The 25,729-nt window shown below is 53.3% G+C and carries 26 protein-coding genes; 9 read left to right on the top strand and 17 right to left on the bottom strand.

Annotated features, from left to right (window positions below; translation table 11 throughout):
- Positions 1 to 17: 17 nt before the first annotated feature.
- The 7 genes from ACMHLI_RS20225 to ACMHLI_RS20195 all read right to left on the bottom strand — a co-directional run bounded on the left by ACMHLI_RS20225 (position 18) and on the right by ACMHLI_RS20195 (position 8,296).
- Positions 18 to 494 carry a hypothetical protein gene (locus ACMHLI_RS20225; protein WP_413531028.1) on the bottom strand — a complete coding sequence of 159 codons (477 nt, stop codon included), beginning with the start codon at positions 492 to 494 and terminating at the stop codon, positions 18 to 20.
- 45 nt (positions 495 to 539) lie between these two features.
- Positions 540 to 1,013, bottom strand: a complete 474-nt coding sequence (locus ACMHLI_RS20220) for a DUF1240 domain-containing protein (protein WP_413531027.1) — start codon at positions 1,011 to 1,013, stop codon at positions 540 to 542.
- A complete protein-coding gene (locus ACMHLI_RS20215) occupies positions 1,003 to 1,932 on the bottom strand; it encodes a hypothetical protein (protein WP_413531026.1) in 930 nt (309 codons plus the stop codon). The genes ACMHLI_RS20220 and ACMHLI_RS20215 overlap by 11 nt, the downstream gene beginning before the upstream one ends.
- 156 nt (positions 1,933 to 2,088) lie before the next feature.
- Entirely contained in the window at positions 2,089 to 5,175 is a 3,087-nt protein-coding gene (locus tag ACMHLI_RS20210; protein ID WP_413531025.1) for an efflux RND transporter permease subunit, read from the bottom strand.
- Positions 5,172 to 6,314: an efflux RND transporter periplasmic adaptor subunit gene (locus ACMHLI_RS20205; protein WP_413531024.1), complete on the bottom strand. Its 1,143-nt coding sequence runs from the start codon at positions 6,312 to 6,314 to the stop codon at positions 5,172 to 5,174. Before ACMHLI_RS20205 ends, ACMHLI_RS20210 begins: the two co-directional genes overlap by 4 nt.
- Positions 6,315 to 6,428: 114 nt before the next feature.
- On the bottom strand, positions 6,429 to 7,604 hold the full coding sequence (locus ACMHLI_RS20200) for a sensor histidine kinase (protein WP_413531023.1): 1,176 nt from the start codon (positions 7,602 to 7,604) through the stop codon (positions 6,429 to 6,431).
- A complete protein-coding gene (locus ACMHLI_RS20195; RefSeq protein WP_413531022.1) occupies positions 7,601 to 8,296 on the bottom strand; it encodes a response regulator in 696 nt (231 codons plus the stop codon). The genes ACMHLI_RS20200 and ACMHLI_RS20195 overlap by 4 nt, the downstream gene beginning before the upstream one ends.
- Before the next feature lie 128 nt (positions 8,297 to 8,424).
- On the opposite strand from ACMHLI_RS20195, the gene ACMHLI_RS20190 reads away from it, so the two are divergent.
- Positions 8,425 to 9,213 carry a MipA/OmpV family protein gene (locus ACMHLI_RS20190; RefSeq protein ID WP_413531021.1) on the top strand — a complete coding sequence of 263 codons (789 nt, stop codon included), beginning with the start codon at positions 8,425 to 8,427 and terminating at the stop codon, positions 9,211 to 9,213.
- A gap of 83 nt (positions 9,214 to 9,296) precedes the next feature.
- Here ACMHLI_RS20190 and ACMHLI_RS20185 read toward each other — a convergent pair whose 3' ends face one another.
- Complete coding sequence (locus tag ACMHLI_RS20185) at positions 9,297 to 9,932, bottom strand: helix-turn-helix domain-containing protein (RefSeq protein ID WP_413531020.1); 636 nt, start codon at positions 9,930 to 9,932, stop codon at positions 9,297 to 9,299.
- A 503-nt stretch (positions 9,933 to 10,435) separates the two neighbouring features.
- On the opposite strand from ACMHLI_RS20185, the gene ACMHLI_RS20180 reads away from it, so the two are divergent.
- The 3 genes from ACMHLI_RS20180 (at position 10,436) to ACMHLI_RS20170 (ending at position 13,988) form a co-directional block, all read left to right on the top strand.
- Complete coding sequence (locus tag ACMHLI_RS20180; protein ID WP_413531019.1) at positions 10,436 to 10,690, top strand: hypothetical protein; 255 nt, start codon at positions 10,436 to 10,438, stop codon at positions 10,688 to 10,690.
- 421 nt (positions 10,691 to 11,111) lie between these two features.
- On the top strand, positions 11,112 to 12,497 hold the full coding sequence (locus tag ACMHLI_RS20175) for a diaminobutyrate--2-oxoglutarate transaminase (RefSeq protein ID WP_413531018.1): 1,386 nt from the start codon (positions 11,112 to 11,114) through the stop codon (positions 12,495 to 12,497).
- Positions 12,498 to 12,515: 18 nt separating this feature from the next.
- Positions 12,516 to 13,988: a pyridoxal phosphate-dependent decarboxylase family protein gene (locus tag ACMHLI_RS20170; protein ID WP_413531017.1), complete on the top strand. Its 1,473-nt coding sequence runs from the start codon at positions 12,516 to 12,518 to the stop codon at positions 13,986 to 13,988.
- Between the two features lie 102 nt (positions 13,989 to 14,090).
- On the opposite strand, the gene ACMHLI_RS20165 is transcribed toward ACMHLI_RS20170, so the two are convergent.
- Genes ACMHLI_RS20165 through ACMHLI_RS20145 form a run of 5 tightly spaced genes read right to left on the bottom strand, consistent with a single transcriptional unit; the run spans position 14,091 to position 19,996 of the window.
- Positions 14,091 to 14,858: a FadR/GntR family transcriptional regulator gene (locus tag ACMHLI_RS20165; RefSeq protein ID WP_413531016.1), complete on the bottom strand. Its 768-nt coding sequence runs from the start codon at positions 14,856 to 14,858 to the stop codon at positions 14,091 to 14,093.
- A gap of 28 nt (positions 14,859 to 14,886) precedes the next feature.
- Entirely contained in the window at positions 14,887 to 15,672 is a 786-nt protein-coding gene (locus ACMHLI_RS20160) for an ATP-binding cassette domain-containing protein (protein WP_413531015.1), read from the bottom strand.
- Entirely contained in the window at positions 15,669 to 17,465 is a 1,797-nt protein-coding gene (locus ACMHLI_RS20155) for a dipeptide/oligopeptide/nickel ABC transporter permease/ATP-binding protein (protein ID WP_413531014.1), read from the bottom strand. Before ACMHLI_RS20155 ends, ACMHLI_RS20160 begins: the two co-directional genes overlap by 4 nt.
- Complete coding sequence (locus tag ACMHLI_RS20150; protein WP_413531013.1) at positions 17,462 to 18,409, bottom strand: ABC transporter permease; 948 nt, start codon at positions 18,407 to 18,409, stop codon at positions 17,462 to 17,464. Before ACMHLI_RS20150 ends, ACMHLI_RS20155 begins: the two co-directional genes overlap by 4 nt.
- Positions 18,410 to 18,421: 12 nt before the next feature.
- On the bottom strand, positions 18,422 to 19,996 hold the full coding sequence (locus ACMHLI_RS20145; protein ID WP_413531012.1) for an ABC transporter substrate-binding protein: 1,575 nt from the start codon (positions 19,994 to 19,996) through the stop codon (positions 18,422 to 18,424).
- 144 nt (positions 19,997 to 20,140) lie between these two features.
- On the opposite strand from ACMHLI_RS20145, the gene ACMHLI_RS20140 reads away from it, so the two are divergent.
- Positions 20,141 to 20,794: a DUF1028 domain-containing protein gene (locus ACMHLI_RS20140; protein WP_413531011.1), complete on the top strand. Its 654-nt coding sequence runs from the start codon at positions 20,141 to 20,143 to the stop codon at positions 20,792 to 20,794.
- Positions 20,795 to 20,796: 2 nt separating this feature from the next.
- Here the strand turns inward: ACMHLI_RS20140 and ACMHLI_RS20135 are convergent, their stop codons facing one another.
- The 3 genes from ACMHLI_RS20135 to frmR all read right to left on the bottom strand — a co-directional run bounded on the left by ACMHLI_RS20135 (position 20,797) and on the right by frmR (position 22,616).
- Positions 20,797 to 21,042, bottom strand: coding sequence for a DUF1272 domain-containing protein (locus tag ACMHLI_RS20135; protein ID WP_413531010.1), 246 nt, complete (start codon positions 21,040 to 21,042; stop codon positions 20,797 to 20,799).
- Positions 21,043 to 21,168: 126 nt separating this feature from the next.
- A complete protein-coding gene (locus ACMHLI_RS20130) occupies positions 21,169 to 22,278 on the bottom strand; it encodes an S-(hydroxymethyl)glutathione dehydrogenase/class III alcohol dehydrogenase (protein ID WP_413531009.1) in 1,110 nt (369 codons plus the stop codon).
- Positions 22,279 to 22,340: 62 nt separating this feature from the next.
- The gene (frmR, locus tag ACMHLI_RS20125) at positions 22,341 to 22,616 is read right to left on the bottom strand and encodes a formaldehyde-responsive transcriptional repressor FrmR (protein WP_413531008.1); all 276 of its coding nucleotides are present in this window, start codon (positions 22,614 to 22,616) and stop codon (positions 22,341 to 22,343) included.
- 361 nt (positions 22,617 to 22,977) lie between these two features.
- On the opposite strand from frmR, the gene ycgZ reads away from it, so the two are divergent.
- The 4 genes from ycgZ to ACMHLI_RS20105 all read left to right on the top strand — a co-directional run bounded on the left by ycgZ (position 22,978) and on the right by ACMHLI_RS20105 (position 24,377).
- Positions 22,978 to 23,217, top strand: coding sequence for a regulatory protein YcgZ (gene ycgZ, locus ACMHLI_RS20120; RefSeq protein ID WP_413531007.1), 240 nt, complete (start codon positions 22,978 to 22,980; stop codon positions 23,215 to 23,217).
- A 184-nt stretch (positions 23,218 to 23,401) separates the two neighbouring features.
- Positions 23,402 to 23,695: a hypothetical protein gene (locus ACMHLI_RS20115; protein ID WP_112167891.1), complete on the top strand. Its 294-nt coding sequence runs from the start codon at positions 23,402 to 23,404 to the stop codon at positions 23,693 to 23,695.
- The gene (locus ACMHLI_RS20110; RefSeq protein ID WP_413531006.1) at positions 23,676 to 24,011 is read left to right on the top strand and encodes a biofilm/acid-resistance regulator YmgB/AriR; all 336 of its coding nucleotides are present in this window, start codon (positions 23,676 to 23,678) and stop codon (positions 24,009 to 24,011) included. The genes ACMHLI_RS20115 and ACMHLI_RS20110 overlap by 20 nt, the downstream gene beginning before the upstream one ends.
- Positions 24,012 to 24,122: 111 nt before the next feature.
- The gene (locus ACMHLI_RS20105) at positions 24,123 to 24,377 is read left to right on the top strand and encodes a biofilm development regulator YmgB/AriR family protein (RefSeq protein WP_413531005.1); all 255 of its coding nucleotides are present in this window, start codon (positions 24,123 to 24,125) and stop codon (positions 24,375 to 24,377) included.
- 89 nt (positions 24,378 to 24,466) lie between these two features.
- Here the strand turns inward: ACMHLI_RS20105 and ACMHLI_RS20100 are convergent, their stop codons facing one another.
- On the bottom strand, positions 24,467 to 25,708 hold the full coding sequence (locus ACMHLI_RS20100; protein WP_413531004.1) for a diguanylate phosphodiesterase: 1,242 nt from the start codon (positions 25,706 to 25,708) through the stop codon (positions 24,467 to 24,469).
- Between the last annotated feature and the right edge of the window lie 21 nt (positions 25,709 to 25,729).

Raw genomic sequence — 25,729 nt, 5'->3', positions numbered from 1 at the left:
TAAATATTATTAGCTTCTCATTCATGAAGTTTATTCACTTTATGGCCATCTCCTTTCCCCCATGGTTTTACGCCAGTAATCTCAAAGCATTTATTTTTGTCCTTCACATAATAGACCCCCGAGAATGCACCGCCGACGGGGCAAGAATGATAGGATGAAAAGGCAAAACCTATATTGATCAATGGCCCCGCGAAAATAGCAGGGAAGAAAGTAAAGATAGTGAATGCAGTAATATGAAGCATGTACTTGAGTACTGCTGGGTGTGCTTTCCAGTCCGTTGAAAAAAAACAACTGATGAAAAGGATTTCAAAATAGACCATCATGGGTATACTGGTCAGTATAGGGAGTGCACGCCAGTTAAAATAAATGACATCACTGCCAGAGAATAAAGTTAGGAAGTCTTTACCACAAACAGTGCCCAAAAAATAAATGACGAACGGCAGGGATATTACTAGTACATACAAACAACAGATACCTTTTGTTTTATCTCGCATATGAGTTACCTGGCTCAGTTTTTTTGAAAAAATCATTCGTATTTATTATTGAAGCTTCTTCGTGTTAGGGTCGTCTCTTTTACCCCATGGTTTCACGCCAGTAATCTCAAAGCATTTACTTTTATCTTTCACGTAATAAACACCGGAGAATGCACCGCCGACGGGACAGGAGTGATAGGAGGAAAATCCAAAACCGATATTGATTAATGGCCCTGCGAAAACAGCTGGGAAAAAGGTAAAGATAGTGAATGCAGTAATATGGAGCATGTACTTAAGTATAGTTGGGTGTGCCTTTCTGTCCTTTGTAAAACAACAACTGATGAACATGATCTCAAAATAGACCATTATGGGTATACTGGTCAGTATAGGAAGTGCACGCCAGTTGAAATAAATAACATCTGAGCCTGAAAAAATATTCAAAAATTCGGCACCACATACTGAGATACAGAAATAGATCACAAAAGGAAGACCAATCCCTACAGCATAAAAGGAAAAAATATTTTTTATATTACCTGACATATAAATTACCCAAACTCATTGGGTTTATTAACGGGGAGCAATTCTTTGAGTTCCATTTTTCTATTTTTTGCCTTTCAATCATGCCTTCTCTGATAAGTTCCTTTAATTTTTCAGATAATTTATATTTCTTGTCAACATAGTCAAGAGTAAATGTGATGAATACTCCTACTACTATAACGAGGATTATTCCAGCAGCCAACGGTAGCGTCGAAGAGACTACAGTTGCAAATCCTATCCCTGCTGCCAAAAGTATTTTTGCCACAAAAACAGTTACAATCACTTTCGCCATATCCATAGTAATATTCCCGACGAAATCTACTACGGAATAATTATTTTCAAAAATCAGTTCTATCGTGCGATACGCTAAAGAGAACCAGATGCAAAAACGAGCGCCGCTGATGATCCCGGCATCTTTCCCGGCGGTGCCGATACCTAACTCTAGTATTTGCGGATTATTGATAGCGTAGCGGGTGCCTTTCAGGATACGACGGATCCCGGCTCTGCCCGTGATTTTGACATACTCGATCCCCTTATACTTATAGATAAAGGCTTTAATGCCTAAACTCTTAAATCGAAAAATCAGCTGCTGCGAGCTGTTATAATACGTGGTCAGTTTCCGAATGTTTTTAATACCACCGTAGGTATCATTAATATTTCCTGCATAGGTGGCGATAGGATCCACGGAAACCAGTAACTGGTTGAGCACGGCATCGGCTTCCTCCAGTGTGAGCAACATGATATGCGTGGTATTTTTCTCAAACACCGACTCCAGCCCTAAAGTATCGAGAATATATTCATGCTGCGGTATCAGCTGATTTACCGGCACATTACCGCGCAGGTAATCACCCAGATAGCCCGCTGCCGTGCTGGTTTGCCTGAGTTCATCGGGTGCTTTCCCCCTGCCTAATTCATCCTTCATTCATATAACCCTCTCACTCAATGAGAGGGTTATATTATTCTTATATTAATAACAAGAGTTGATCCAGGTTGTCATTTCACAATCAAACATACTTAAAATATAATCATTGAAATGATGATAGCGATTAGTATTATTTGGATAACTAATAATATCTCATTAGTGGTAATTAACATTACTAACGCTTTTCTTGTATTTATCACCGATAGCCATCACCAGACTCATCGCCGCTGGTAGGACCGTCAGGGTAACCAGCGTGGCGATGATCAGCCCGCCGATAATTGCAAAGGCCATCGGGCCCCAGAATACCTGGTGGGAAATGGGGATCATTCCGAGGATGGCGGCGCAGGCGGTGAGGACGATTGGGCGTGCGCGGTGTACGGCGGCGGTGACGATCGCCTTATTGTTCGTCATGCCCGCGCTGCTGTTGTTATCCACCTCGCTGATGAGGATCACCGCGTTACGGATTATCATTCCTGCCAGCGCAATGACACCCAGCAGGGCGACGAAGCCCATCGGCGTGCCGGTGGGTAACATCGCCAGCACAATGCCGATCAGGCCAAAGGGCGCCATGAGCAAGGCGAGCAACATGCGGGAGAAACGCTGTTGCTGGATCATCAACAGGATCAGCATGGCAAACAGCGTCAGCGGCAGCATTGCATACACCGAACTGTTGCCTTTGTTTGATTCTGCCACCGTGCCGCCTTCTTCAATCTGATAACCGGGGGGCAGTGACGCCTGCAAGCGCGCCACCTGCGGTGCAAGCTGCTGCGACAAGGTTTCCGCCCGTAGCCCCGGTGCCAGATCGGTTTGGACGGTGATAAACGGCAGCATCTGTCGCCGCCAGATCACCGGCTCCTCCAGACCCCATTGCGGCGTCGCGACCTGTTCCAGCGGAATTTTGTCGCCGCCGGACGTGGTCAGCATCATGCGGGAAATCGTTGCGATATCCTGCCGCTCGGGGTCGTTGCCGCGCATCACCACATCCACCAGACGGTTGCGATCCCGCACCGTGGTGATCGTGCTCCCCGAATAGAGCGTGTTAAGCGTCTCCGCCAGCGTTTCTGAAGAGACGCCAGCTGCGCGCGCGGCGGTCTGGCTGACGTTCATGGTAATGGCGCGCTCCGGTTCTCCGGCGGTGAGATTAACCTCCCGCGCGCCCGGATTATCACCGACGATCGCCGCCAACTGGCGGGCGATCTTCTGGACTCTTTCATAATCTGACCCGCTGACGCGATACTTCACCGGCCAGCCGACCGGTGGCCCAAGCTCCAGCGGTGAAACCCGCGTGGTCAGTGCGCTGAAGTTGCTTGCCAGCAGGCTGTCAAGCTGTTCCCGGACGCGGTCACGCGCTTCCAGATTTTTAGCGACCACCACCAGTTGTGCGGTATTTTCATTATCGGTCAGCACGTCGAGCGGCAGATAAAAGCGAATGGCACCGCCGCCTACGTAACTGGAGAAGTGATCGACGTCAGGATTTTTGCGCAATGCCTGTTCCAGTTTTTCAGTCTGGCGCGCCGTTTCAGTCTGCGACGCGTTGCCCGGTAACGTCAGGCTGACCAGTAACTCGGGGCGGTCGGACGCCGGGAAGAATTCGCCTTGCATAAATGTGGTTCCCCACAGGGCGATAAGCAGTGCCGTGACTGCGCCAACCACGGTGAAAAGGCGATGACGCAGAACTGACAGCAATATGGCCTGATAAAACCTCAGCACTTTTCCCGGTTCAGCGTGCTGATGCGTTTTCTCGCCGCAAAGCAACCAGGTGCCCATCAGCGGGGAAAAGAGGATCGCTACCACCCATGAACTGAGCAGTGAAATGAGCACCACGGCGAACAGCGATAAACAGTATTCCCCGGCGCTTGAGGCGGCGAACCCGACCGGAATAAACCCGGCGATCATTACCAGTGTGCCGGTAAGCATCGGGAAGGCCGTGGTTTCAAACGCATACGTGGCTGCGCGCCAGCGGGTGTCACCGGCTTCGAGCCGCGAAACCATTGCTTCAACGGTGATCATGGCATCATCAACCAGCAGCCCGAGCGCAATGATCAGCGCGCCGAGTGAGATCCGTTGCAGGCCGATGCCCGCCAGCATCATGCCGGTGAAAGTCATTGCCAGCACCAGCGGGATCGCCGCCGCGACCACCAGACCCGCACGCATCCCGAGTGAGACGAAAGACACCGCCAGCACGATAGCAATCGCTTCCAGAAGCACCCTGAGAAAGCCGCTGACCGCCTGCTGCACCACGGCGGATTGATCCGCCACTTTGGTCATCGCGATGCCGTTCGGCAGACGGTTGCCGATATTCGTCATCCGCTGATTAACCGCTTTACCGAAATCGGTCATATTGCCGGTGGCCGCCATCGAAATTGCCAGACCCAGAGCGGGCTGACCGTTGACGCGAAAGGCGAGGGCAGGCGGCGTCTGGCTCTCGCGGCGGATGGTAGCGATATCGGTCAGCGGAATGTAGCGACCCGCGATATGCAACGTCACCGCTCGCAGACTTTCTTCCGAGTTCAATGCACCACTGACCCGCAGGGCGATATTCTCTTTATCACCGCGCAACGTCCCGGCGGGTACGACGGCGTTTTGCGCTTTCAGAGCATCGGTCACCTGTTGCAGGTCGATCCCCATTCCGGCCAGCTGACGGGGTGAGAACGCGATAACGATCTGCTCTTCCTGCACGCCGATAAGATTAACTTTACCAATGTCCGGCAGCGACATCAGGCTGCGGCGGATATCCTCCACACGGTCACGCAGCTGCCGCGCCGTGTAACCGTCGGCAGTAAAACCATAGATTGTGCCAAAGGTATCGGCGAATTCGTCATTGACCGAGACGCCCTGAACGCCCTGTGGCAGCGCCGGGCTGATGTCCTGCACTTTTTTACGCACCTGATACCAGACATCTGCGACGGCGGCGGGCGGTGTGTCATCACGCAGATTGATCATAATGAGGGTCTGACCACTACGCGTTTCGCTCTGCACGTAGTCCAGATGCGGCGTTTCCTGGAGCTTTTTCTCCAGCGGATCGGTCAGCAGGTTTACCGTATCCTGTACATTCGCCCCCGGCCACTGTGCCGAGACCACCGCCGTTTTGATGGTGAATGCGGGGTCTTCGTTGCGCGGCAGATTTTCGTAGCTCATCACGCCCGCCACCATGATCAGCAGCATGAAGAAGATCATCAGCTGCTGATGGTTCAGCGCCCAGCCTGACAGGTTGAACGTCTCTTTGAGGGAACGCGGGCTCATGGGTTAGGCTCCTGCGCGATCACTTTTTCACCCTGACGCAGCTTACTCACGCCGGCCGTCACAACCGCGTCACCGGCGCGGATCCCCGCCGTCACATAAATATCCTCGGTGGTAAACCGTCCCAGCGTCACCTCGCGCAGTTGTAATCGCTGGTTCGGTTTGTCCACCACGAACACCGCCGGTTTATCACCGTTGCGCGTCAGTGCGGAGGCGGGCAGCGCAATCATGGTCTGGCCGGATTGCGGCCATGTGCCCTGAACGCTGGCACCCAACGCCAGTGCATCGGGCGGATTGTCCAGCGTAACGCGTACACGCCATGTGCGGGTTTGCGCATCGGCCTGCGGGCTGATGTCACGAAGATGGCCAGTGGCCTGAACGGCAGGATTGGATAGCAGTGACACCGTCACTTGTCCGGTGCTGCTTTGGGCGAACGTGTGTGGCGTGGCAACGTTGAACACCGCATCGCGGCCGTTGCTGGCCGCCAGCGTCATCACGCTTTGACCGCTGCTCACCACCTGACCGGCGGACGCATTGACGGTGGTGATCACGCCGTCGTCCGGCGCGTTGAGACGCGTCCATGCCAGCGTATCCTGCGCGGTTTTCAGGCTGGATTCACTGCTCTGACGGCGTGAAAGCGCCGCCTGCCAGTCGGACTGTGCGGTATCAAACTGCGCACGGGATATTGCGCCCTGTGGCATCAGCAGTTTCATGCGGTGCAGGTTTAGCGCGGCCACGCGTTCTGCGGCGCGGGCGCTGTCCAGATCGGCACGGGCGCTGGTGAGCTGATTCTGGCTGGTATCGCTCTCCTGCGTCGCCAGCAGTTGCCCGGCGTGAACCCGATCGCCGACGTCAACCGCACGGCTCAGAAGGCGGCCATCCTGACGAAAACTCAGTGTGACATCATCATGGGCGCGGATTTCGCCGGTTTGCACAACGACGCTGGCGGAGGAAGGCGCGGACGCGATGACAAAACGCACCGGACGCGCTGGGGCGGCGGACGGTTTTTCTTTGTCATGACAGGCGACGAGCGCCAGCGCCACGGGGAGCAGTATTAACAAAAAGGACAGGGCGCGCAGACGGTGCGACGCCGCAAGGTGATGGATAGCCTGTCTGGCGTAATCGGTGAGTGTGTCGTTCATGACCCGGTTCCTGAATTGAGATGACGCTATTCAATCCGGGATGTGTCCAGATTCCCTGTATGTTTCATCAAGAAAAATGCAAGACGGGCGATTTTTATCACCCGTCCCCAAAAGTCAGAACTCTACAGCAGGAAGAAACACGGTCAGTTGCAGCCCGCCGCTCTCCGGTAGCGAGGCGCGAAGCGTGCCGCCGTGCGCCACACAAATCGCCCGCGCGATGGACAGCCCCAGCCCGCTGCCGCCGGAATGGCGGGCACGGGAAGACTCAGCGCGGGTGAAGCGTTCAAACATGCCCGGTAAAAAGTCACCGGGCACGCCGGGGCCGAAATCACGAAAAATAATTTCCTGTCCTCCCAGCAACGTCCGGATCTCGACCTTCAGACGTTTCCCTTCGGCGGCATAGCGCAGCGCATTCTCCATCAGGATGGTGAACACCTGCGCCAGTCGGAAAGGATCGCCGAGGTACAAGCAGGGCCGCAGCGGGAGGATTTCAATCGCCATGCCCGCCGCTTCTGCCTGCGGTTTCAGCCAGACGGCGCGTTCCTGCAACAGTTCTGTCAGATCGAGCGTGCTTTTGTTCAGAGAAAGCTGACCGGCATCCGCCAGTGAGAGCAGGTGAAGTTCATCCGTCAGACGACTTAGGTGCTGAAGCTGCTTCATCACCATGTTGAGTTGCTGAGGTTCCGGCTCGAAGACGCCGTCGATCATGCCCTGCAAACGCCCGATGGCAGCCGTGAGCGGTGAACGCAGTTCATGGGCCATGGCGACATGCGAGGCACGTAGCTCACGATCGTAGCGTTCCAGCTGTCCGGTCATGGCATTAAAGTTTTCCGTCAGCTGGATAAGCTCGGTGGGTGCCTTTTGTATCTGTTCGGCACGGGTGCTGAATTCTCCCCGCGCCACGGCACCGGCGGCGGTTGCCAGACGGCTTACCTGCGCTGAAAGCGGCCGCGCGGATCGTAATCCAAACACGACGATAAACGGAATGACGATGACCACCAGCACCCCGACGGTGATCCAGTCCGATGACGCAATACTTGGATCCGAATAGCTTATGCCCCAGCGCTCATCGACTATCTGATGAAAACGCGCCAGATTGAGCGCCGGTTGCTGGCGCAGAAGCGCAAATTCCTCTCTCAGCGCCGGTGGCATATGGTGGAGGATCCACAGATTCTGGATGACAAACCGCAGCCACATGCACAGGGCTATCAGGATCACCGATCCTATCGCCAGCGTCAGGACGCGGACGCAGATCCAGCGCCAGAGGGACTGATGTTGTTGCTGTTTCATGGCTGTCTGAACCTGTAACCGATACCGCGTACGTTAATCAGCACATTCGGGATACCCGCTGACTCCAGTTTTTTCCGCAGATTGTAGACGTGCGTATCCACCACCCGCTCCAGCGCCTCGCTTTCCGGCAGGCAGCGTTCCAGCAGCTGTTGGCGTGTAAATGGCCGCGTCGGAGCACCCATCAAAATCACCAGCAGTGCGAACTCTGTCGGCGTCAGTTCCAGCGTTTTTGTCAGGCCTGAGTGCTCTGTTATCGTCGCGGTAAGCGACTCGGTATCCACTTCCAGCCCTTGCCAGCGCAAAGTATCAGCCTGTCGGGATTTCGGAGCAGCGCGACGCAGCACCGCTTGCACCCGCGCCACCACCTCGCCGGGGTTATAAGGCTTGACCACATAATCATCTGCGCCGTAGCGCAGCGCGCCGATCCGGTCTGGTGCATCGCCCATTGCCGTGACCATAATTACCGGCGTATCGCTGGTGCGCCGCAGGGTCGACAGCACCTCTGTACCATTCATGCCGGGCAACATCACATCAAGCAGGATCAGATCAGGTTTCCAGCTTCGCACCTTTTCCAGCCCTGCCAGCCCGTCGCCCGCGACCGCCACATCGTAATTCTCGCGCTTCAGGTAGGCTTCAAGAACGCCCGCCGCATCGGCATCATCTTCTATAACCAACACTCGTTTAGTCTGCATTAAGGCAACCTTGACAGTTTCTTCATAATTCCCAAGCAGTTTATTGACACTGCCTCTCCATACTTTCTGCTTCAGACGTGCCCTGAACCCCTTCCTGGCCGTCAACACTATGGGGCAATGAGGAATTCATGATAACCAGAAAATTGATCATGCACATGACATGCTTTGCAATCACCGCGGCGACGACCGTCGCGCACGCTGACGACAGCAGCACACCGTCGTCGAGCTTCACGCTGGGCGTGGGCGCGCTGAATGCGCCAAAGTACAGCGGTTCTGATAAACGTCACACCGTAATCGCGCCAGTCATTCAGGCGCGCGATGGCGCATTTTTCTTCGACGGGATGAAAGGGGTCGGTTACGATCTGCAAAGTGATAACGGGCTGTATCTTGAGCACACGCTGGGATACAGCCTCGGGCGGACGGAGAAAGATTCTGTCTGGCGCGATGGCTCGACACAGCTGAAAGGCATGGGCAACATAAAAGCGGCGCTCAACACGTCTGTCGCTGTGGGCTGGCAGGCGACGAGCTGGTTCTCAATGGAAGGTAAAGCCACACTGCCGCTGACCGACGGGCAGGGCGGGCAATATCAGGCCTCGCTAACGCTGCTCCCGTGGCAGGATGAAACGGATACCGTGGCGGTGCAGTCAGCAGCGCTGTTTGGCGACAGCCGCTATATGCAGACGTTTTATGGTGTGAATAAGAAACAGAGTGAACGCAGTGATTACGCTCATTATCAGTCGGGCGGCGGATTCTACGGCATCAATACCGATCTCACCTGGAGCCATACGTTTTCACCTCACTGGGCGACCGTGTTGATTGGCGGCTATACCTGGCTCGGCGACCACGCCGCAGACAGCCCGATAGTGTTTCGCCGCAATCAGGCCACGGCGTCAGCGGCAATTTTATACAATTTTTGATTTTTCCTCGTTAACGGACATAACAAAATCGCTACTTTGTTATGCTCAGCGCCGGAGGCATTCTCCGGCGCAGGGAATAAATTTCAGTATTTCTTAGGCAGTTTTCGGGAAATTGAAATTAGTTTCCCTCTGCAGACCTCGATATATCCGCCTTTGCGGAGGGTAGAGATAATACTGACAATGCCGCTTTTTGAAAGGTTACTGCGATATTTTATATAATTAATTATGCTGGTTTTTATTCTGGTTTCATGAGGTAATCTTTCGAGCTCATACAATAATCCGCGAACCATTTCATAGGAGGTTCTATTGACTAATAGCTCAATTCTGCTGGCGGTATAATCATTGAGATAAGCCTGGTAATTGAGAACCGTTTTTATCAAATCATGCGCGCTGATCAATTCTATACACTGGTTTAACGTCAGTGTTTTTACAATGCAATGGTGATGTAATCGGAAACGGTAAAAATCATATCGGTAAAAAGACCCCTCAATGCCTAAGATGAATGGCGCCATAGCACAGGCATAGAGTAAATTGTCAGAGGTTTTATAGATATCAATCTTCCCCTCACACAGTAACAAGACGAGTAACTCGCCATTTTCTACAAAATCAAAGTCTTTACCCTCTGCTTCAATATCCACATCTTTAGCGTTCCGTTTAAAAATGTTAATTAATTTGATGATTGCAGCTTCATTTTTGACGGGCTCATTGACGGATTTCATTGGCTCACCTAAAAATCATAAAACATATATCTTCAAGCCTTAGCCTCAGGGTTAAGGTATGTGTAATTTTCCCTTTCTCCTATAAGGTAACAGATAATGCTCTGATTACTTTTTACTTCAATGAACGCTCAGTCAGTAACGGAGCGGGATGAACTACGGAAAATCAACATGATCGGATAAATGCCATGCTGAGGCCCGGGGGCATGAAGGATAAACTCGATTAAGTTTTTTATCACACAACAGGAAATAAATTCACACTTGCTGGATTTGTATATTGGGGGAAGGCCATTTTTATTTTACTAATGCAATGCGCTAATTTCTCTGGTGATTATAGATTATTTTCTTTGTGAAGATAGCGGTTAAAAGTACCATTATTGTACTTTATGATTATTATTACGCATTGTGTTTTTCATGCTATAAAGTGTAATTGCCTCGCGCAGTGAATAATTCATCAATCATCTTTTAACTTTACCAGTAAGAAATATAATTTAAGGAGCATGCTCATGAAATTGCTTAGAAATAAATCGGATTACACAGAGTGGATGATGAAGGATTTTATTAAGATAGTCAGTGAAGGGGACGCGCTGGATTATCTTGAATTGGAAAAAGAAGTTGAATTAGGTATACCGGAGTCTTTTCCCTGCCTGGCTTTTATTGTTTCAGGCAGGAGTATCTTGGAACCAGAAGTTCCTGCATTTATGTCTCGTGAGGAATTACAGAGTTGGATAGAAATAATGAAATTAGCCGATGAGAATTAGGATTTTATAAATATCAGGGTGTTATGAAAAAGCGGGTCAGTGGCTGAGGATGGGTGGATAAGCCTCACTGCGATAAAGAGGGCGACCACTCATCAGGGATCCTTTATTAACCACAATTTGCTATCATTCCTCCCCCCGTAGATACCGTCAAATTCCCCTCGTTCAGCCCCTCTGTGCGCACCTTTAACTGCAATTTTGTGCCTTAGTAATGCTCTTATAAGCGAGCTGTGACAGCATTATCGGTCATAAAATCAGCATCTTATTGATTCGTATGCAAAAGAATAAACAATTCTATACAAAATAAATTATTGAGCCGGGGGCAAAAAAGCCATATATTGGCCGCGTTTTTTCACGGTAGTTACCTTTTTAATTCATTTATTCAACTGAGACGTTAGCGATAACACTCGGTTGTAGGAGAGATATGATGACGGATAAAGTCCGTATTGATAATTTAGGTGCGAATTCATTACATGGAAACAATGAAACCTATTTGGCGAGACAAGCTGAATTTGAATCGAACGTCAGGAGCTATCCACGTAAATTGCCGTTAGCGATTGCTAAAGCAAACGGCGTGTGGATTACAGATGTTGAAGATAATCAATATCTTGACTGCCTGGCGGGCGCAGGAACGTTAGCCCTTGGACATAACCATCCTGACGTGCTGCAAAGCATCCAAACTGTCATTACCAGCGGCTTGCCGTTACATACACTGGATCTGACAACGCCGTTGAAAGACCAGTTCTCTGAATATCTGCTTTCTTTATTGCCGCAACAGGGCAAAGAGTATTGCCTCCAGTTCACCGGCCCGTCTGGCGCCGATGCGGTGGAAGCCGCGCTGAAACTGGCCAAAAAGTACACCGGCCGTTCTGGCGTGATCAGCTTCTCCGGCGGCTATCACGGCATGACTCATGGCGCGCTGGCGGTGACAGGTAACCTGTCTCCGAAAGAAGCCGTCAACGGCATGATGCCTGAAGTGCAGTTTATGCCTTACCCGCACCAGTACCGTTGCCCGCTGGGCATTGGCGGTGACGCCGGCGTTAAAGCATTAACGTACTACTTCGATAACCTGATCAACGACGTTGAAAGCGGAGTGCGTAAGCCTGCTGCGGTCATTCTGGAAGCTGTCCAGGGTGAAGGCGGCGTGAATCCGGCGCCTGCCGAGTGGTTGCAGCGCATCCGTAAAGTGACTCAGGAACACGGCATTCTGCTGATCCTCGATGAAGTTCAGGCTGGCTTCTGCCGTACCGGCAAACAGTTCGCCTTCGAACACGCAGGCATTGAGCCGGATATCATCGTGATGTCTAAAGCTGTCGGCGGCGGTTTGCCACTGGCCGTTCTGGGTATCAAAAAACAGTTCGACGCCTGGTCTCCGGGTCATCATACCGGTACCTTCCGCGGCAACCAGCTGGCGATGGCGACCGGCCTGACCACGCTGAAAATTCTCAAAGAAGAGAAGATTGCCGAGAAAGTGGCGGCACAGGGCGAGTGGCTGAAAGGCAAACTGGCTGATATGCAAAAACGTTACCCGGTGATGGGCAACGTGCGCGGTCTGGGCCTGATGATCGGTATTGAGATCGTGAAACCGAATGAAGCGCAGGATCACATGGGTTGCTACCCGGCTGACGGCGATTTGTCTGCGTTGTTGCAGAAAAAATGCTTCGAAGCCGGTTTGATCCTTGAACGCGGTGGCCGTAACGGCTGCGTTCTGCGTCTGCTGCCATCCCTGCTGATCACCAATGATGAACTGGGTATTTTCCTGGATAAATTTGAGCAGGCCCTGTTAGCGGCTGGCGTCAAACCTGTCTGAGTGGAGTGAATGACCGCGATGTCCGAGTTAAACCCGATTCTGGCGGCTTCAGCGCAAAGCACTGAAGCGTACCAGCAGGCGATTGCACAAAGCAGCGCAGCTGTCGTGCAGTGGCTGCAACAACCTGAGATGTATCAGGGGAAATCCGTTGCCGAACTGCGTGAGCGCATTACGCTTGATTTCAATCCAAACGGCCTGGGCAATCAGGCCGCCATTGAACGTGCGATTGAGTACTTTTTAAAAGACAGCCTGTCGGTGCATCACCCGCAGTGCGTCGCGCATTTACATTGCCCGAGCCTGGTGATCAGCCAGGCCGCTGAAGTGTTGATTAATGCCACTAACCAAAGCATGGATTCCTGGGACCAAAGCCCGTCGGCCACCATCATTGAGATGAAGCTGATTGAATGGCTGCGAACTCAGGTTGGTTACCAGGCTGGCGATGCGGGTGTGTTCACCAGCGGTGGCACCCAGAGTAACCTGATGGGGCTGATGCTGGCGCGTGACGCCTTCTTCGCCCGTCAGGGGCACTCTGTTCAGCAAGACGGTCTGGTCGGCAATCTGAAAAAGATCAAAGTGTTCTGTTCTGAAAATGCCCATTTCTCGGTGCAGAAGAACATGGCGTTGCTCGGTCTGGGTTATCAGTCGGTCACCCTGGTGAAAACCGATGAGTTTGCCCGTATGGACGTTAACGATCTGAAAGAGAAACTTGCTGCGGCACAGGCCAACGGCGAGCAGATTCTGGCGATTGTAGCGACCGCAGGCACCACCGACGCCGGTGCGATCGATCCGCTGCGTGAGATTGCCACGCTGGCGGCTGAGCAGCAGATCTGGGTGCATGTGGATGCGGCATGGGGTGGTGCGCTGTTGCTGTCTGAAAAATACCGCGACTATCTGGATGGCATCGAGCTGGTGGATTCCATCACGCTGGACTTCCATAAGCAGTTCTTCCAGACCATCAGCTGTGGCGCGTTCCTGTTGAAAGAAGCACGTCACTATGAGCTGATGCGCTACCAGGCGGCTTACCTGAATTCCGAGTTTGACGAAGAAGCGGGCGTGCCGAATCTGGTGTCCAAATCGTTGCAAACCACTCGACGTTTCGATGCATTGAAACTGTGGATGGGTCTTGAAGCGTTAGGGCAGAAACAGTACGCCGAAATTATCGATCACGGTGTGACGCTGGCACAAGACGTGGCGAAGTTCGTCACCGCTGAATCGTCGCTGGAACTGGTCATGCAGCCCCAGCTGGCAAGCGTGCTGTTCCGCTACCGTCCTGAGCAACTGGCTCACAGCAGTGACGCGGCTATCGCATTGCTGAATCAGAAAATCGGCGACGCGTTGCTGGACTCAGGCCGCGCCAACGTGGGTGTTACCGAGCACAACGGCGTCACCTGCCTGAAACTGACCCTGCTGAACCCGACCGTCACGCTGGAGGACATAAAAGTCCTGCTGGCGCTGGTGGATAAAACGGCACAGCAACTGCTGAACGCGTAAGTTCTGGTTCTGCGCCAGTGGGCAGCAAAAAGCCGGTGATACGAAAGTATTACCGGCTTTTTTGTGTCTGAAATTCAATGAAACGATGCGTTGTCCGTCATATCATCGCTCACTCAAAAACCGTTCTTCCAGCGTCGCCTCGAGCCCCAGCATGGCGTCTTCGGCGTGCTGCATGTGTTCGGTCATGATTTGCGAAACGGCGGCGGCGTCCTGACGGCGCATGGCGTCGATCAGCTTATATTGATAATCAATACCCGCGCTGCGCTCTACCGGTTCGGGGCGCTGGTAAATGTCTTTGCACACCGCCAGGTCTTTTAGCAGACGTTGCAGGAAGTGACAGATAAACGCCAGCAGGACGTTATCGGAATAACTGGCGACCACGCCGTGGAAATCCAGTTCGGCCATGCGCTGTTCCCAGCGCTCGGTTTCGTCTGCGGGCTCGTGATCGTATACGGCGATCAGCTGATGTAACTGCTCAAACCCTTTGGCGTCGATATTGCCGATGGCGCTGACCGCCACCAGTGGTTCCAGCGCTTTGCGCAGCGCGTAGATATTACTGATCGAAAGCTGGCGGGTAAAAAGGTAATTCGACAGCAAACTCATGGCGCGCGATTCGGTCATGGAATCGATAAACGCGCCGCCGCCGGGCCCGGTTTTGGTTCGGATCAGCCCCTGAACCTCCAGAGATTTCAGCGCTTCGCGCACCGTGCCTTTGCCTGCCGCGTAACGGGTGATCAGGTCTTTTTCCTGCGGCAGACGGTCACCCGGCAGCAGGTTTTCACTAATAATACTTTCTTTGATCGCGTCGACAATTTCGTCAGTGCGTTTACGGCGTACCGGTTCCGGCGGGTGTGACGTTTCAGTGCTCATAAATCCCTTCATCGGTTCCTTCATTTGTTCAAACCCCTGGCGCGCTGGCCAGCAGACGTTGCGTGTAGTCGTGCTGCGGCGCGTTGAACAGCATGTCATTATCGGCGCATTCTACCAAATCCCCGTGATACATCACCGCGACGCGATCGGCAATAGACTCTACCACCGCCAGGTCATGGCTGATGAACAGATAGGAAAGCCCGAAATCGCGTTTAAGTTGATCGAGGAGTAATAGCACCTGCGCCTGCACCGAGACATCCAGCGCGCTGACCGGTTCGTCGAGCACCAGAATCCGTGCCTCGGCGGCCAGCGCGCGGGCAATCGCCAGCCGCTGCGCCTGCCCGCCGGAGAACTCATGCGGATAGCCGGTGAGTGCGTCGGCGGGCATTTGCACCGCGTCCATCAGTTCCAGCATCCGCGCTTTACGCCGCGCGGCAGGATAGTCGCACAGATATCGCAGCGGCACGTCGAGCGTAGCGGCAATGGTTTTACGCGGATTAAGCGACGCCACCGGATCCTGAAACACGTACTGAATCATCTTGCCGAACGCCTTATCTCCGCGCCGGACGTGCGCTGACATCTCTTCACCCATGAGTTTGATGGTGCCGGACGACGGGCGCTCCAGTCCGACCAGCATCCGCGCCAGCGTACTTTTTCCTGAGCCGCTTTCGCCAACTACTGCCAGCGTTTCGCCCTCTGCCAGACAAAACGACATGTCTTTAACCGCCTCGACCTGATGCTGTTTCCCTGAGAACCAGCCGGAGGTGCTGCGGAAGGTTTTTACCAGTCCGCTGACTTCAATCACATTGCTCATCGTGCCTCCGGCTGTGTATTTTGCGTGGCGTACAGTTTGCTCACCTGTTTAAGGAAACCGCGTCCCTGACCGAGTTTCGGCACGCTGGCGATCAGTCTGCGGGTGTATTCATGTTGCGGATCGCGCAGCACTGCGGCGGTTTCTCCGCTTTCGACAATTTCGCCGTGGCGCATCACCGCCACGCGGTCACAGATCTGGGCGATTACACCAAAGTCATGGGTGATGAACAGCAGCGTCAGGCCGCGTTCACGACGCAGCTGTTGCAGCAGATCGAGAATGCGCGCCTGCACGGTAACGTCCAGCGCGGTGGTGGGTTCATCGGCGATGATGATGTCCGGATCATTGGCCAGCGCCATGGCAATCCCGACGCGCTGTCGTTGCCCGCCAGAAAGCTGATGCGGGAAGGCGTTGAAACGCGAAGCAGCATCCTTAATGCCAACGCTTGCCAGCAGCGCCAGCGCTTTCTCTTTCGCCACGTGGCCGGAAAGCGCCTGATGCGCCTGAATGGCTTCGATGACCTGCGCGCCAATGCTGAACTGCGGATGCAGGGTCGTGAGCGGATCCTGAAAAATGTAGGCCACACGGGCACCGCGCCGCTGTTGCAGCTGGTTTTGCGACAGCGACAGCATCTCTTCGCCGCCGACATAAATCGCGCCGCCGGTGATTTCTCCCGGCGGTGACGAAACCAGCCCCATCACCGAAAGCGCCGTAACGCTTTTTCCCGATCCGCTTTCGCCGATAAGCCCCAGACATTCGCCCCTGGCAACGTGAAAACTGACTCCTTTGACTGCCGCGACCGACTGATTGCCCGAGCGGAAATTCACCTGCAAATCCACCACTTCCAGCAGTGCATCATGGCCTTTTACGGCAGGCGGGACGCTGGCGCGGTTGACCGCCGTTATTGCACGGGCGCGCAGCAGAATGCCGGATTTCAGACGCGGATCCAGCAGATCGCGGATGCCGTCGCCGAGCAGATTAAAACTCATCACCAGCAGGAAAATCATCAATCCCGGCACCACGGAGACGTGCGGCGCACTGAACATCTGCGCGCGCCCCTGACCGAGCATCGAACCCAGATCGGCATTTGGCGGCTGTGTACCGAGTCCGAGGAACGACAGTCCGGCGGTTTCTAAAATCATCCAGCCGACGGTCGTCGACATAGTGGCTACCACCACCGGCATGACGTTAGGCAGCACTTCGGTGAGCAAAATTTGCAGATGATTTTTACCCGACAGCCGCGCGGCCTGAATAAAATCGCGCTGGCGCAGGCCGACGGTCAGCCCGCGAATATTACGGGCGAAGAACGGAATATTAACCACCGCAATGGCGTAAAGCGCGTTGAGCAGGCCAGGGCCGAGCACCGCGACGATCACCAGCGCCAGCAGAATATAAGGGAAGGCCATCAGCATATCGATGATCCGCATCAGCAGGCTGTCGGTTTTGCCTCCGGCGTATCCGGCGACGAGGCCGATCAGCGTGCCGAAAAACGCCGCCAGCAGCGTGGCGCAAATCCCCACCGCCAGCGACACGCGCGTCCCCCACAGCAGGCGGGAGAGCATATCGCGGCCCAGTGGATCGGTACCCAGCCAGTGGCTGGGAGAAAACGGCGGCAATAGTCGGTTGAGCAGATCGGTGGCGTCCGGATCGGGGACTGGCAGCAGCGGCGCGGCGAGGGCGGCAGCGAAAGCCAGTACCAGCAGCGTCAGGCCGAGCGTTGCCAGCCGGTTTGCCAGCAGCAAGGCCCACAGGGACTGACGGTGGCGCGGCGTAGGGGAAGCAATAGTCTGGCTCATGATTTTAACCTCGGATCGAGAAGCGCTTGCAGAATGTCCGCGCAAAGGTTGATTAACACGTAAGCCGCAGCGGCAACCAGCACGCCGCCCTGAACCAGCAGCAGGTCTCGGGTGGCCACGGCTTTCACCATCATCGCGCCCAGTCCCGGCCACTGGAAAACGGTCTCGATATACACTGCGCCGCCGAGGACAAAACCGGCCTGAATGCCGATGACGGGGATCACCGACACCAGCGCCATGCGAAAGGCGTGCTTATAAATCACTTTGCGTTCAGACAGACCTTTGGCGCGGGCGGTGCGGATAAAATCCTGTCGCAGCACTTCGAGCATCGCTGTTCGGGTCAGACGGGCGATCACACCAGTGGCGACAATCGCCAGCGTAATGGCGGGCAGGGTCAGATGGTGCAACAGATCCAGCCAGTCGCCACCGCCCCACACCGCGTACATGCCTGACGCGGGGAACCATTGCAACTGGACGGCGAACAGCATGATCAGCAGCAGCCCTATCCAAAACGAAGGCATGGAAATTCCCAGCAATACCAGCAGCGTAATGATGCGATCGCCCCAGCCAAACTGTCTCACCGCCGAGAAAATTCCCGCCAGCAAACCCAGAACGGTGCTGAGCAACAGTGCGCAACCGCCGAGCAGCAGCGTCGCCCCGAAGCGCTCCATCACTTCATCAATCACCGGCCGGTTGAGCACGTAAGAGCGACCAAAATCGCCGTGCAAAATATTTCCCGCCCAGATCAGATACTGCTGGTACAGCGGCTTGTTCAGCCCCAGCTCCTGATTGATTCGCGCGACGTTTTCCGGCGTCGCCCAGGCACCGAGCAGCGCCTGAGCCGGATTTCCCGGGATCATCGCCATAATCAAAAAGACAATCAGCGACAACCCGATAAACACCGGAATAGTCGAGAGCAGCCTTTTAAGCACGTAACTCCCCATAAATATCTCCGATTACTTTTTGGTCACCCGGTTGAGCAACAGGTTGAAGTTAGGTTGCAGCGCGAAGTGCTGAATACGTGTTGAGGTCACAGCGTTCTGCTTCCAGTTAGCAACAAAAATCCACGGCGCGTCGTCGTGTACCTGCTGTTGTACCTGACGATAAAGCGCGGCGCGGGCGGCGGTATCTGTGGTCATGCGTGCTTTTTGCAGCAGAATATCGACCTGCGGATTGCTGTAATACCCCGAGTTGAAACCGCCTTTTTTCGGCCAGGCGTCGGTGCGCAGCGTCAGGAACGGCAAGGTATCCGGGTCGTTAGTCATCCACGCCATTTCGGCCATGTGGGTATGATTGTCGAGACCGGCATTGACCTTCGACAGATAGGTATTCCATTCATAGGTTTGGATCGAGACGTTCAGCCCCACGGCTTTCAGATCCGCCTGAATGGCGGTCGCCATCGGGATGGGATCCAGCATCCCGGATCCCCCTTCGGTGACGTAAAAAGTCAGCGTTGCCCCTTCGGCCCCGGCGGCTTTCAGCAGCGCGCGGGCTTTGGCGGGGTCATACGGGTAAGGCGTCACGTCTTTGTTGGCCGCCCAGTTAAAGGCGCGAGGGATCGGGCCGTCGGCAACGTCAGCCGAGCCTTGCAGGATATTATCCGCCAGCGACTGTTTGTTGACGGCGTAGTTCACCGCCTGCCGCACACGCACGTCGTTGAACGGTGGCACCTGCGTATTGAGCATCACGTACCAGACGTGCGGGCCGGTGGTCTGATAGAGACGGAAGCGATTGCTTTTCTCCGCGAACAATTTGACCGTATCCGGTGGCACTTCGACCATCGCATCAATGCCGCCGGAAAGCATTTCCGCTACCCGCGTATTACCATCGGTGATCGGCCTGAACACCACGTTTTTGACCGCCGGTTTACCGTCCCAGTAGCCGTCATTGGCAGTTACCACCACGCGCTGATTAGCTCTCCATTCGGCAAACGTGAATGCGCCGGTGCCGACGGGATGACGTCCAAAGTCTTTACCGTATTTCTTCACCGCAGCGGGCGAGACGATAAGCCCGGTCGGCGTGGCAAGGTTAGAGAGGAACGGTGAGAAGGGCTCTTTGAGGGTAAATACCAGCGTATTTTCATCCGGCGTTTCGATAGTTTTTATCGACGAGAAGAAGAACGACAGCGGGAACGGACCGGTGTTGTGCCACGAGTTTTTATCATCCAGCATGCGATCAAACGTGAATTTAGCCGCTTCGGCATTGAACGGCGTACCGTCCTGAAATTTTACCCCTTCACGCAGATGAAAACGGTACGTCAGGCCGTCAGGGCTGATTTCCCAACCGGTGGCGAGTGCCGGTTCGATATCCAGCTTCCCTTCGCCGTTGCGCACCAGTCCGTCGAAAATATTCACCAGAATACGTGAGTCGTTGGCCGCCGTGGCGACCTGCGGATCCAGCGATTGCGGCTCCGCCACCTGACCAATTAACAGCGCATCCGCTGGGGTTTTTGCCTGCACCGGCACCTGCCACAACAGCGCGCCAAGGCAAAGACAGAGCGGGATAAGACACTTTCGCAAAGCTGGCAGCATATCGACCTCGTCGCTAAGTAAAACCTGTGATGAACACCTCAGGGGAAAAATCAGGCGTTGTCCTGTCTATTATTTATGCGTATAAATAAACGTAATTGCAATAATTTATGCGCATAAATTTAACCAGACTGTCACGGAGTGCTTATGACCTTTTCGATTGTCGCGCGGGATCCCGTCTCCGGGGCGTTGGGCGTGGCGACCGCCACCGCAGGCCCTGCCGTCGGTGCGCTGGTGGTTCACGGTCACGCGCATACCGGTGCGATCGCCACGCAGGCGATGACCAATCCGCTGTATGGCGAACAAGGTCTGGCGCTGTTAAAGGAAGGATATGACGCTGCCGCAACGCTGAAAAAAATACTTAACAACGATGAGGATGCAGACAGAAGGCAGGTGCTGATTGTGGACAGTCAGGGCAATACCGCGCAGTGGAGCGGCAGCGCATGCGGTATTTGGGCGGGAAGCCTGAAAGGGCAGCAGTGTGTGGTCGGCGGAAACCTGCTGACCGGCGGTGAAACGCTGGAGGCGATGCTGAGAACGTACAAAGCGCTCGACGCTGTGCCTTTCACCGACCGCCTGCTGGCAGCGATGAACGCCGGTGCACAGGCCGGAGGCGACCGGCGCGGGCTGAAGTCCGCCGCGCTGAAAATCTGGCACGATCGCCAGTACGCCAGCGTCGATCTGCGCGCCGACTGGTCGGATGTACCGCTGCAAATGTTAGCAGACATCCTGCAACAGACCCGCGCGCCCGCCCACGCTGACTTCTTTGCCGCGCTGCCGAAAGGGCGGGTGGGTAAATAAGACTATTTCGCTGCGCATCCCGACGGATTATGTACCCGCGTCATCGAAGGCGGATTATTGGCTAACTTCCCGACAGGACGGCGAGGGCGACTGACCAGCTCCCCGCCGCAGTTCGGGCAGATCCCCTCCAATTTACTTTCCGCGCACGCGGCGCAAAAGGTGCATTCGAACGAACAAATCTTTGCGTCCGTTGCGTCGGGCGGGAGGTCTTTATCACAACATTCACAGCCGGGTCTGAGTTCAAGCATGGCAGGTGTTCCTCTGTTAAAAAGAGTGATAACGGCGGTGCAGCTGACAAGAGGAGGGCGGAAAACGAACATTCATCCCCCGCGCCTCACTCGTACAACCTGCTTTATGTTTTCAGGCAAATACGCTTAAAAATGAATAACCGTACGGATAGATTTGCCTTCATGCATCAGGTCGAAAGCGTCGTTAATCTTTTCCAGCTCCATGGTGTGCGTGACGAACGGCTCTAGCTCAATTTTACCCTTCATGGCATCTTCCACCATGCCCGGCAACTCGCTTCGACCCTTCACGCCCCCGAACGCAGAACCTTTCCACTGACGCCCTGTGACAAGCTGGAAAGGACGCGTGGAGATCTCTTTCCCTGCACCGGCGACGCCGATAATGACGGACTGCCCCCAGCCACGGTGTGAGCTCTCCAGTGCGGCACGCATAACATTCACGTTACCGATACATTCAAAGGAATGGTCGACACCCCATCCGGTCATTTCGATAATGACTTCCTGAATAGGCTTATCAAAATCATTCGGATTAAGACATTCTGTCGCGCCGAATTTTTTCGCCAGTTCGAACTTCGCCGGATTGGTATCAATGGCAATAATGCGACCCGCTTTTGCCTGACGCGCACCCTGAAGCGCTGCAAGGCCAATGCCGCCCAGCCCAAAGATGGCAACGGAATCACCTTCCTGAACTTTCGCGGTGTTGTGTACCGCGCCGATGCCGGTGGTCACGCCGCAGCCCAGCAGGCAAACGTGTTCATGGTTCGCTTCAGGATTGATTTTTGCCAGTGACACTTCAGCCACTACGGTGAATTCGCTAAAGGTTGAACAGCCCATATAGTGGAAGATTGGCTGGCCGTTGTAGGAAAAACGCGTTGTTCCATCAGGCATAACACCTTTGCCCTGCGTGGCGCGAACGGCGACACACAGATTGGTTTTACCTGATTTACAGAACAGGCACTCCCCACATTCTGCGGTATAAAGCGGGATAACGTGATCGCCTGGCGCGACGCTGGTCACACCTTCGCCAACCTCTACCACTACGCCGGCACCTTCGTGGCCCAGCACGGCGGGGAATACGCCTTCAGGATCCTCACCTGAAAGGGTAAAAGCATCGGTATGGCAAACACCGGTATGGGTAATCTTAACCAGTACTTCACCAGCGCGTGGTGGCTCGACGTCAATTTCGACAATTTCAAGCGGTTTGCCGGGGCCGAAGGCGACTGCTGCACGTGATTTCATGAACTTTCCTTTTGGTCAGGTATAGGGCGATTTGAGTTTTCAAATGGCCATAAATAGCGGGGTTAACGGAGATAAGTACGTATTAATGCAACGGCATCATCGATAGATGCGTCTCTCGATTCTTCTGTGGCATCTGCACTTTTCAGTTCTTCACGCAGATGACTTTCCAGCACACCAGCCATCAGGCCGTTGACGGCTCCGCGGATGGCAGAGATCTGCTGTAACACCGGGCTGCAGTCATCCCCACGTTCAAGCGCTAATTCAAGCGCTTCAAGCTGGCCGCGCACACGTTTGACGCGTGCTAAAACCTTTTTCTTTTCTGCGGGTGTGTGTGGCATTGATGGCAACTCCTCGTATAGTGGGAGGGAGTATATAATTATACTGTGGGGGAGTATAGTATAAGTTGGTCGCTCGTCAGATTATAGAACATTACCCCTCGCAGGGTGATCAAACTCAGTTCACGTTAAACATACATTCTTGCCTGTACAACTTTACCGTCCCCGAATTCCACCGGTGTAACAGTTTTTAGATTTAGCAATAAATACTTAATATTCATAATCTTACTATTAGTTTCCCTGCGAATTAAAATATTGCTAGCTTTTTTTTCCTAAAATACCTGTACAACTTCTCATATCTTGTATAACTTTATGGTCACACACTAAATTATTATTCACACACGTATTAACATAAGAGTTAATCATGCGACAGAATAGACACAATGGATTGTCTTCGGACACATCTCCTTCAATGTACAGTCTGGTATTTTCTGAGGAAGAGACAATGGGGCGGGTTGTGGTCGAAATTCTGGAGGCAGGCAAGAATCTCAATCGCAAAGCCTTATGTTCTAAGCTGTTAAATCGTGTTGAAGCGGCTGGCAGTGAAGAAGAGGAACGGCATTATTTGAAGCTGATCCGTCTGGTGCTGGAGCGTGATTCGTAAGCAACAGTGAGTGAGTTATAGAGTTAAAGATTGGCTTGAAAGCATTTCAGTATGACATATTATGCGGGCTTGATTAATTCATAGCCTAACAACGTTTTACTGCTTTTGGCGTAAAATAATAACTCTGAACCTGAAGCTAATCTGCCGAAGACCTTTGGCCGGCGTATATTCAGAGGCTGCTAATATGTATAGAAGTACCGAAGAAAAATTGACGGATAAGCTGATTGGTGAGGCGGTTGTTTCCTTGCTCAAATCAAAGAATCCAATATCAACAGACAGACTCATTGCGCAATTACAGTTTATGGCTGTAAACGCGGATAACATTAATCGAAAAAGCGCCTGCGAACGGGTCATTAACGAGATCCGTCATAATCTGGCTGAAAAGCGTGCGCAGATCAGCTACGAAGTTCGGGACGTCGACAATGTACGACACTTTTTCAATGCTCAAGGGCCGTCCGATGACCAGAAAAAACACTGATTCCTCCCGCGCTGGCACCGCTCATTTCAGCGATGCGATGACATCAAACCAATCCCGGCCGATGACAGGCTCTGTAAGCGGTACAGAGATTTATAAGCACTTTGCTAAAGCGGGTGAGTTGTACTCCAGTGAAACCGAAGTACTGGGTGCAGCGATCCGCCTTATTCTGGCTGAGAAGGGAACGGTGACCAACAAGGCCATCATTTTACACCTTATCAATCAGCTGGAATGCACGTCAGATGTCGTGCAACTGGATGTTCTGCGCAATGCACTCGAAATGGTCGTGGGTATGACGCCGGATGATTCCGGTTTCTGAGTTCGACAGATTTTACCATTATCATTTTAAATAACGCTGCGCTCGGGTTTCAGCACCTGAGCGCAACGTCTCATTAAACGTTAACCACAGCAGGTCGCGGAGGGTATTAAAATGCAAGACGTGTCTTATACTCATGTGAAATTGGCCGATTATATTCTGACAGAAGACCCTGAGCTTCTGGTTGGAAATGAAACCGTCATCCGTATATATAACAATTTGAAGAGTCAGAAAGATAATGTGACCCACAAAGATATTATTCTTTGTCTGATTCAGAAAATTGAACAGGAAAGCGAATTGAGTAAGCAGGATGTTTACTTGGAAGCGTTGGAATATGTGGTTTACCGCACGTCGGATGATAATGATTAATACCGGCGGGACAGAATTTTGAAATGAGCCCGATAAATAGGGTTATTAACCGGGCTTAGACTTTCTCTTGAAAAACCGTGCTCAGACTGTCAGAGAGTTTGATCTCTTAACTGATATTCCTGCTTAACTTCCGGCCAGGCGACAACTGGCGCACCATTAAGCCTTGGCGTGGCAAACAGTTCGCCCTGGAAATTACAAATCCCCGCCGCATCGAGCCACATCCATTCTTCTGGTTTTTCCACACCCGTGGCAATAACCGAGACCTCCAGTGAAGAACAGAATCTGATGATCGCCTGTACCACCGCCTGTTTCGGCCCGCTGGTGTGTACATCACAAATGATGTTGCGATCAATCATGATCTTATCTGGCTGGCACTGCGTCAGCAGCAACAACCCGGCCGATCCAGCCCCGAAATCATCAATCGCCAGCCGCATTCCCGATGCTTTTAACTGCTTCATGGCTGCGGTAAATTTATCTTCACGCGTAATAACGCCGTTCTCGGTGATCGCTACCACAATCTGCTCCGGCACCAGGCCGTTAGCGGTGATTTCTTGCACCAAAAACTCGACCGCATCGGGTACCATCACCAGCGTCATCGGCAGAAGTTTGATGCACAGCGTTTTGTTACTGATACCCATCTTATTGGCGAGTGCAAAGGCCAGCTTTTTAGACTTGAGATCGGCTTCGTAAATGGTGGTGCGGGACAGCTGAGAAAAATAGCCCATCGGCGAACCGCCGTCCGGACCGCGCAGCGTGGCTTCGTAGGAGACAATTTCCTTGCTCAGTGGATCGACAATGGGCTGGAAAGCGAAGCTGTAATCCTGCATTTCGGGAAAGATAAATTCTACTTCAGGTTTGAGCGCTTCATCGGCGATGAAAGACCAGGAACCGGCCGGCAGAATTTCGAGATAGTTTTCTTTTTCGCGGGCCTGCACAAAGGTGCATAAAAATTGCAATGCCCGGTCATCATAGGTAAGGCGGTATTTTGACGTCCCTTTGTCGAGGACAGCCTGAAGCACCACATCTTCATGATGCTTGCGCAAATCAAACAGTTCCATGCCCACATTGCCGAACCGGCGGGACGGCGCGTAATCACGCATCAGTTCCACCACGTTATGATGACGACGATCTTGGCAGATGTTGCTGTAAAGGGCATCGACGGCTTCTTCGGGGCCTTCCAGCAGCTGGAAGAAATGCGTTCCGTCAAACAACAGGATGCCGGTAATGCCGGATTTTTCGTTCTTAATGCTGGCTTGCGCAACCAGCCCTTCCAGAGAGGCTGACTGAACATGTTCGCTGACATGACTGCGATAAACGAGGGTTAAAAGCATTGAATCTTCCAGAGTGGAAAC

Source organism: Rahnella inusitata (assembly GCF_965118895.1).
GTDB lineage: Bacteria > Pseudomonadota > Gammaproteobacteria > Enterobacterales > Enterobacteriaceae > Rahnella > Rahnella inusitata_A.
The sequence above is the reverse complement of the archived record's forward strand: the minus strand, read 5'-3'. Positions and strand labels throughout refer to the sequence as shown.

What these genes read in the sequence shown, in the direction of transcription:
- ACMHLI_RS20225 (WP_413531028.1), bottom strand. Translation starts at nt 494, where the DNA reads ATGCGAGATAAAACAAAAGGTATCTGTTGTTTGTATGTACTAGTAATA.
- ACMHLI_RS20220 (WP_413531027.1), bottom strand. Translation starts at nt 1,013, where the DNA reads ATGTCAGGTAATATAAAAAATATTTTTTCCTTTTATGCTGTAGGGATT.
- ACMHLI_RS20215 (WP_413531026.1), bottom strand. Translation starts at nt 1,932, where the DNA reads ATGAAGGATGAATTAGGCAGGGGGAAAGCACCCGATGAACTCAGGCAA.
- ACMHLI_RS20210 (WP_413531025.1), bottom strand. Translation starts at nt 5,175, where the DNA reads ATGAGCCCGCGTTCCCTCAAAGAGACGTTCAACCTGTCAGGCTGGGCG.
- ACMHLI_RS20205 (WP_413531024.1), bottom strand. Translation starts at nt 6,314, where the DNA reads ATGAACGACACACTCACCGATTACGCCAGACAGGCTATCCATCACCTT.
- ACMHLI_RS20200 (WP_413531023.1), bottom strand. Translation starts at nt 7,604, where the DNA reads ATGAAACAGCAACAACATCAGTCCCTCTGGCGCTGGATCTGCGTCCGC.
- ACMHLI_RS20195 (WP_413531022.1), bottom strand. Translation starts at nt 8,296, where the DNA reads ATGCAGACTAAACGAGTGTTGGTTATAGAAGATGATGCCGATGCGGCG.
- ACMHLI_RS20190 (WP_413531021.1), top strand. Translation starts at nt 8,425, where the DNA reads ATGATAACCAGAAAATTGATCATGCACATGACATGCTTTGCAATCACC.
- ACMHLI_RS20185 (WP_413531020.1), bottom strand. Translation starts at nt 9,932, where the DNA reads ATGAAATCCGTCAATGAGCCCGTCAAAAATGAAGCTGCAATCATCAAA.
- ACMHLI_RS20180 (WP_413531019.1), top strand. Translation starts at nt 10,436, where the DNA reads ATGAAATTGCTTAGAAATAAATCGGATTACACAGAGTGGATGATGAAG.
- ACMHLI_RS20175 (WP_413531018.1), top strand. Translation starts at nt 11,112, where the DNA reads ATGATGACGGATAAAGTCCGTATTGATAATTTAGGTGCGAATTCATTA.
- ACMHLI_RS20170 (WP_413531017.1), top strand. Translation starts at nt 12,516, where the DNA reads ATGTCCGAGTTAAACCCGATTCTGGCGGCTTCAGCGCAAAGCACTGAA.
- ACMHLI_RS20165 (WP_413531016.1), bottom strand. Translation starts at nt 14,858, where the DNA reads ATGAGCACTGAAACGTCACACCCGCCGGAACCGGTACGCCGTAAACGC.
- ACMHLI_RS20160 (WP_413531015.1), bottom strand. Translation starts at nt 15,672, where the DNA reads ATGAGCAATGTGATTGAAGTCAGCGGACTGGTAAAAACCTTCCGCAGC.
- ACMHLI_RS20155 (WP_413531014.1), bottom strand. Translation starts at nt 17,465, where the DNA reads ATGAGCCAGACTATTGCTTCCCCTACGCCGCGCCACCGTCAGTCCCTG.
- ACMHLI_RS20150 (WP_413531013.1), bottom strand. Translation starts at nt 18,409, where the DNA reads ATGGGGAGTTACGTGCTTAAAAGGCTGCTCTCGACTATTCCGGTGTTT.
- ACMHLI_RS20145 (WP_413531012.1), bottom strand. Translation starts at nt 19,996, where the DNA reads ATGCTGCCAGCTTTGCGAAAGTGTCTTATCCCGCTCTGTCTTTGCCTT.
- ACMHLI_RS20140 (WP_413531011.1), top strand. Translation starts at nt 20,141, where the DNA reads ATGACCTTTTCGATTGTCGCGCGGGATCCCGTCTCCGGGGCGTTGGGC.
- ACMHLI_RS20135 (WP_413531010.1), bottom strand. Translation starts at nt 21,042, where the DNA reads ATGCTTGAACTCAGACCCGGCTGTGAATGTTGTGATAAAGACCTCCCG.
- ACMHLI_RS20130 (WP_413531009.1), bottom strand. Translation starts at nt 22,278, where the DNA reads ATGAAATCACGTGCAGCAGTCGCCTTCGGCCCCGGCAAACCGCTTGAA.
- frmR (WP_413531008.1), bottom strand. Translation starts at nt 22,616, where the DNA reads ATGCCACACACACCCGCAGAAAAGAAAAAGGTTTTAGCACGCGTCAAA.
- ycgZ (WP_413531007.1), top strand. Translation starts at nt 22,978, where the DNA reads ATGCGACAGAATAGACACAATGGATTGTCTTCGGACACATCTCCTTCA.
- ACMHLI_RS20115 (WP_112167891.1), top strand. Translation starts at nt 23,402, where the DNA reads ATGTATAGAAGTACCGAAGAAAAATTGACGGATAAGCTGATTGGTGAG.
- ACMHLI_RS20110 (WP_413531006.1), top strand. Translation starts at nt 23,676, where the DNA reads ATGACCAGAAAAAACACTGATTCCTCCCGCGCTGGCACCGCTCATTTC.
- ACMHLI_RS20105 (WP_413531005.1), top strand. Translation starts at nt 24,123, where the DNA reads ATGCAAGACGTGTCTTATACTCATGTGAAATTGGCCGATTATATTCTG.
- ACMHLI_RS20100 (WP_413531004.1), bottom strand. Translation starts at nt 25,708, where the DNA reads ATGCTTTTAACCCTCGTTTATCGCAGTCATGTCAGCGAACATGTTCAG.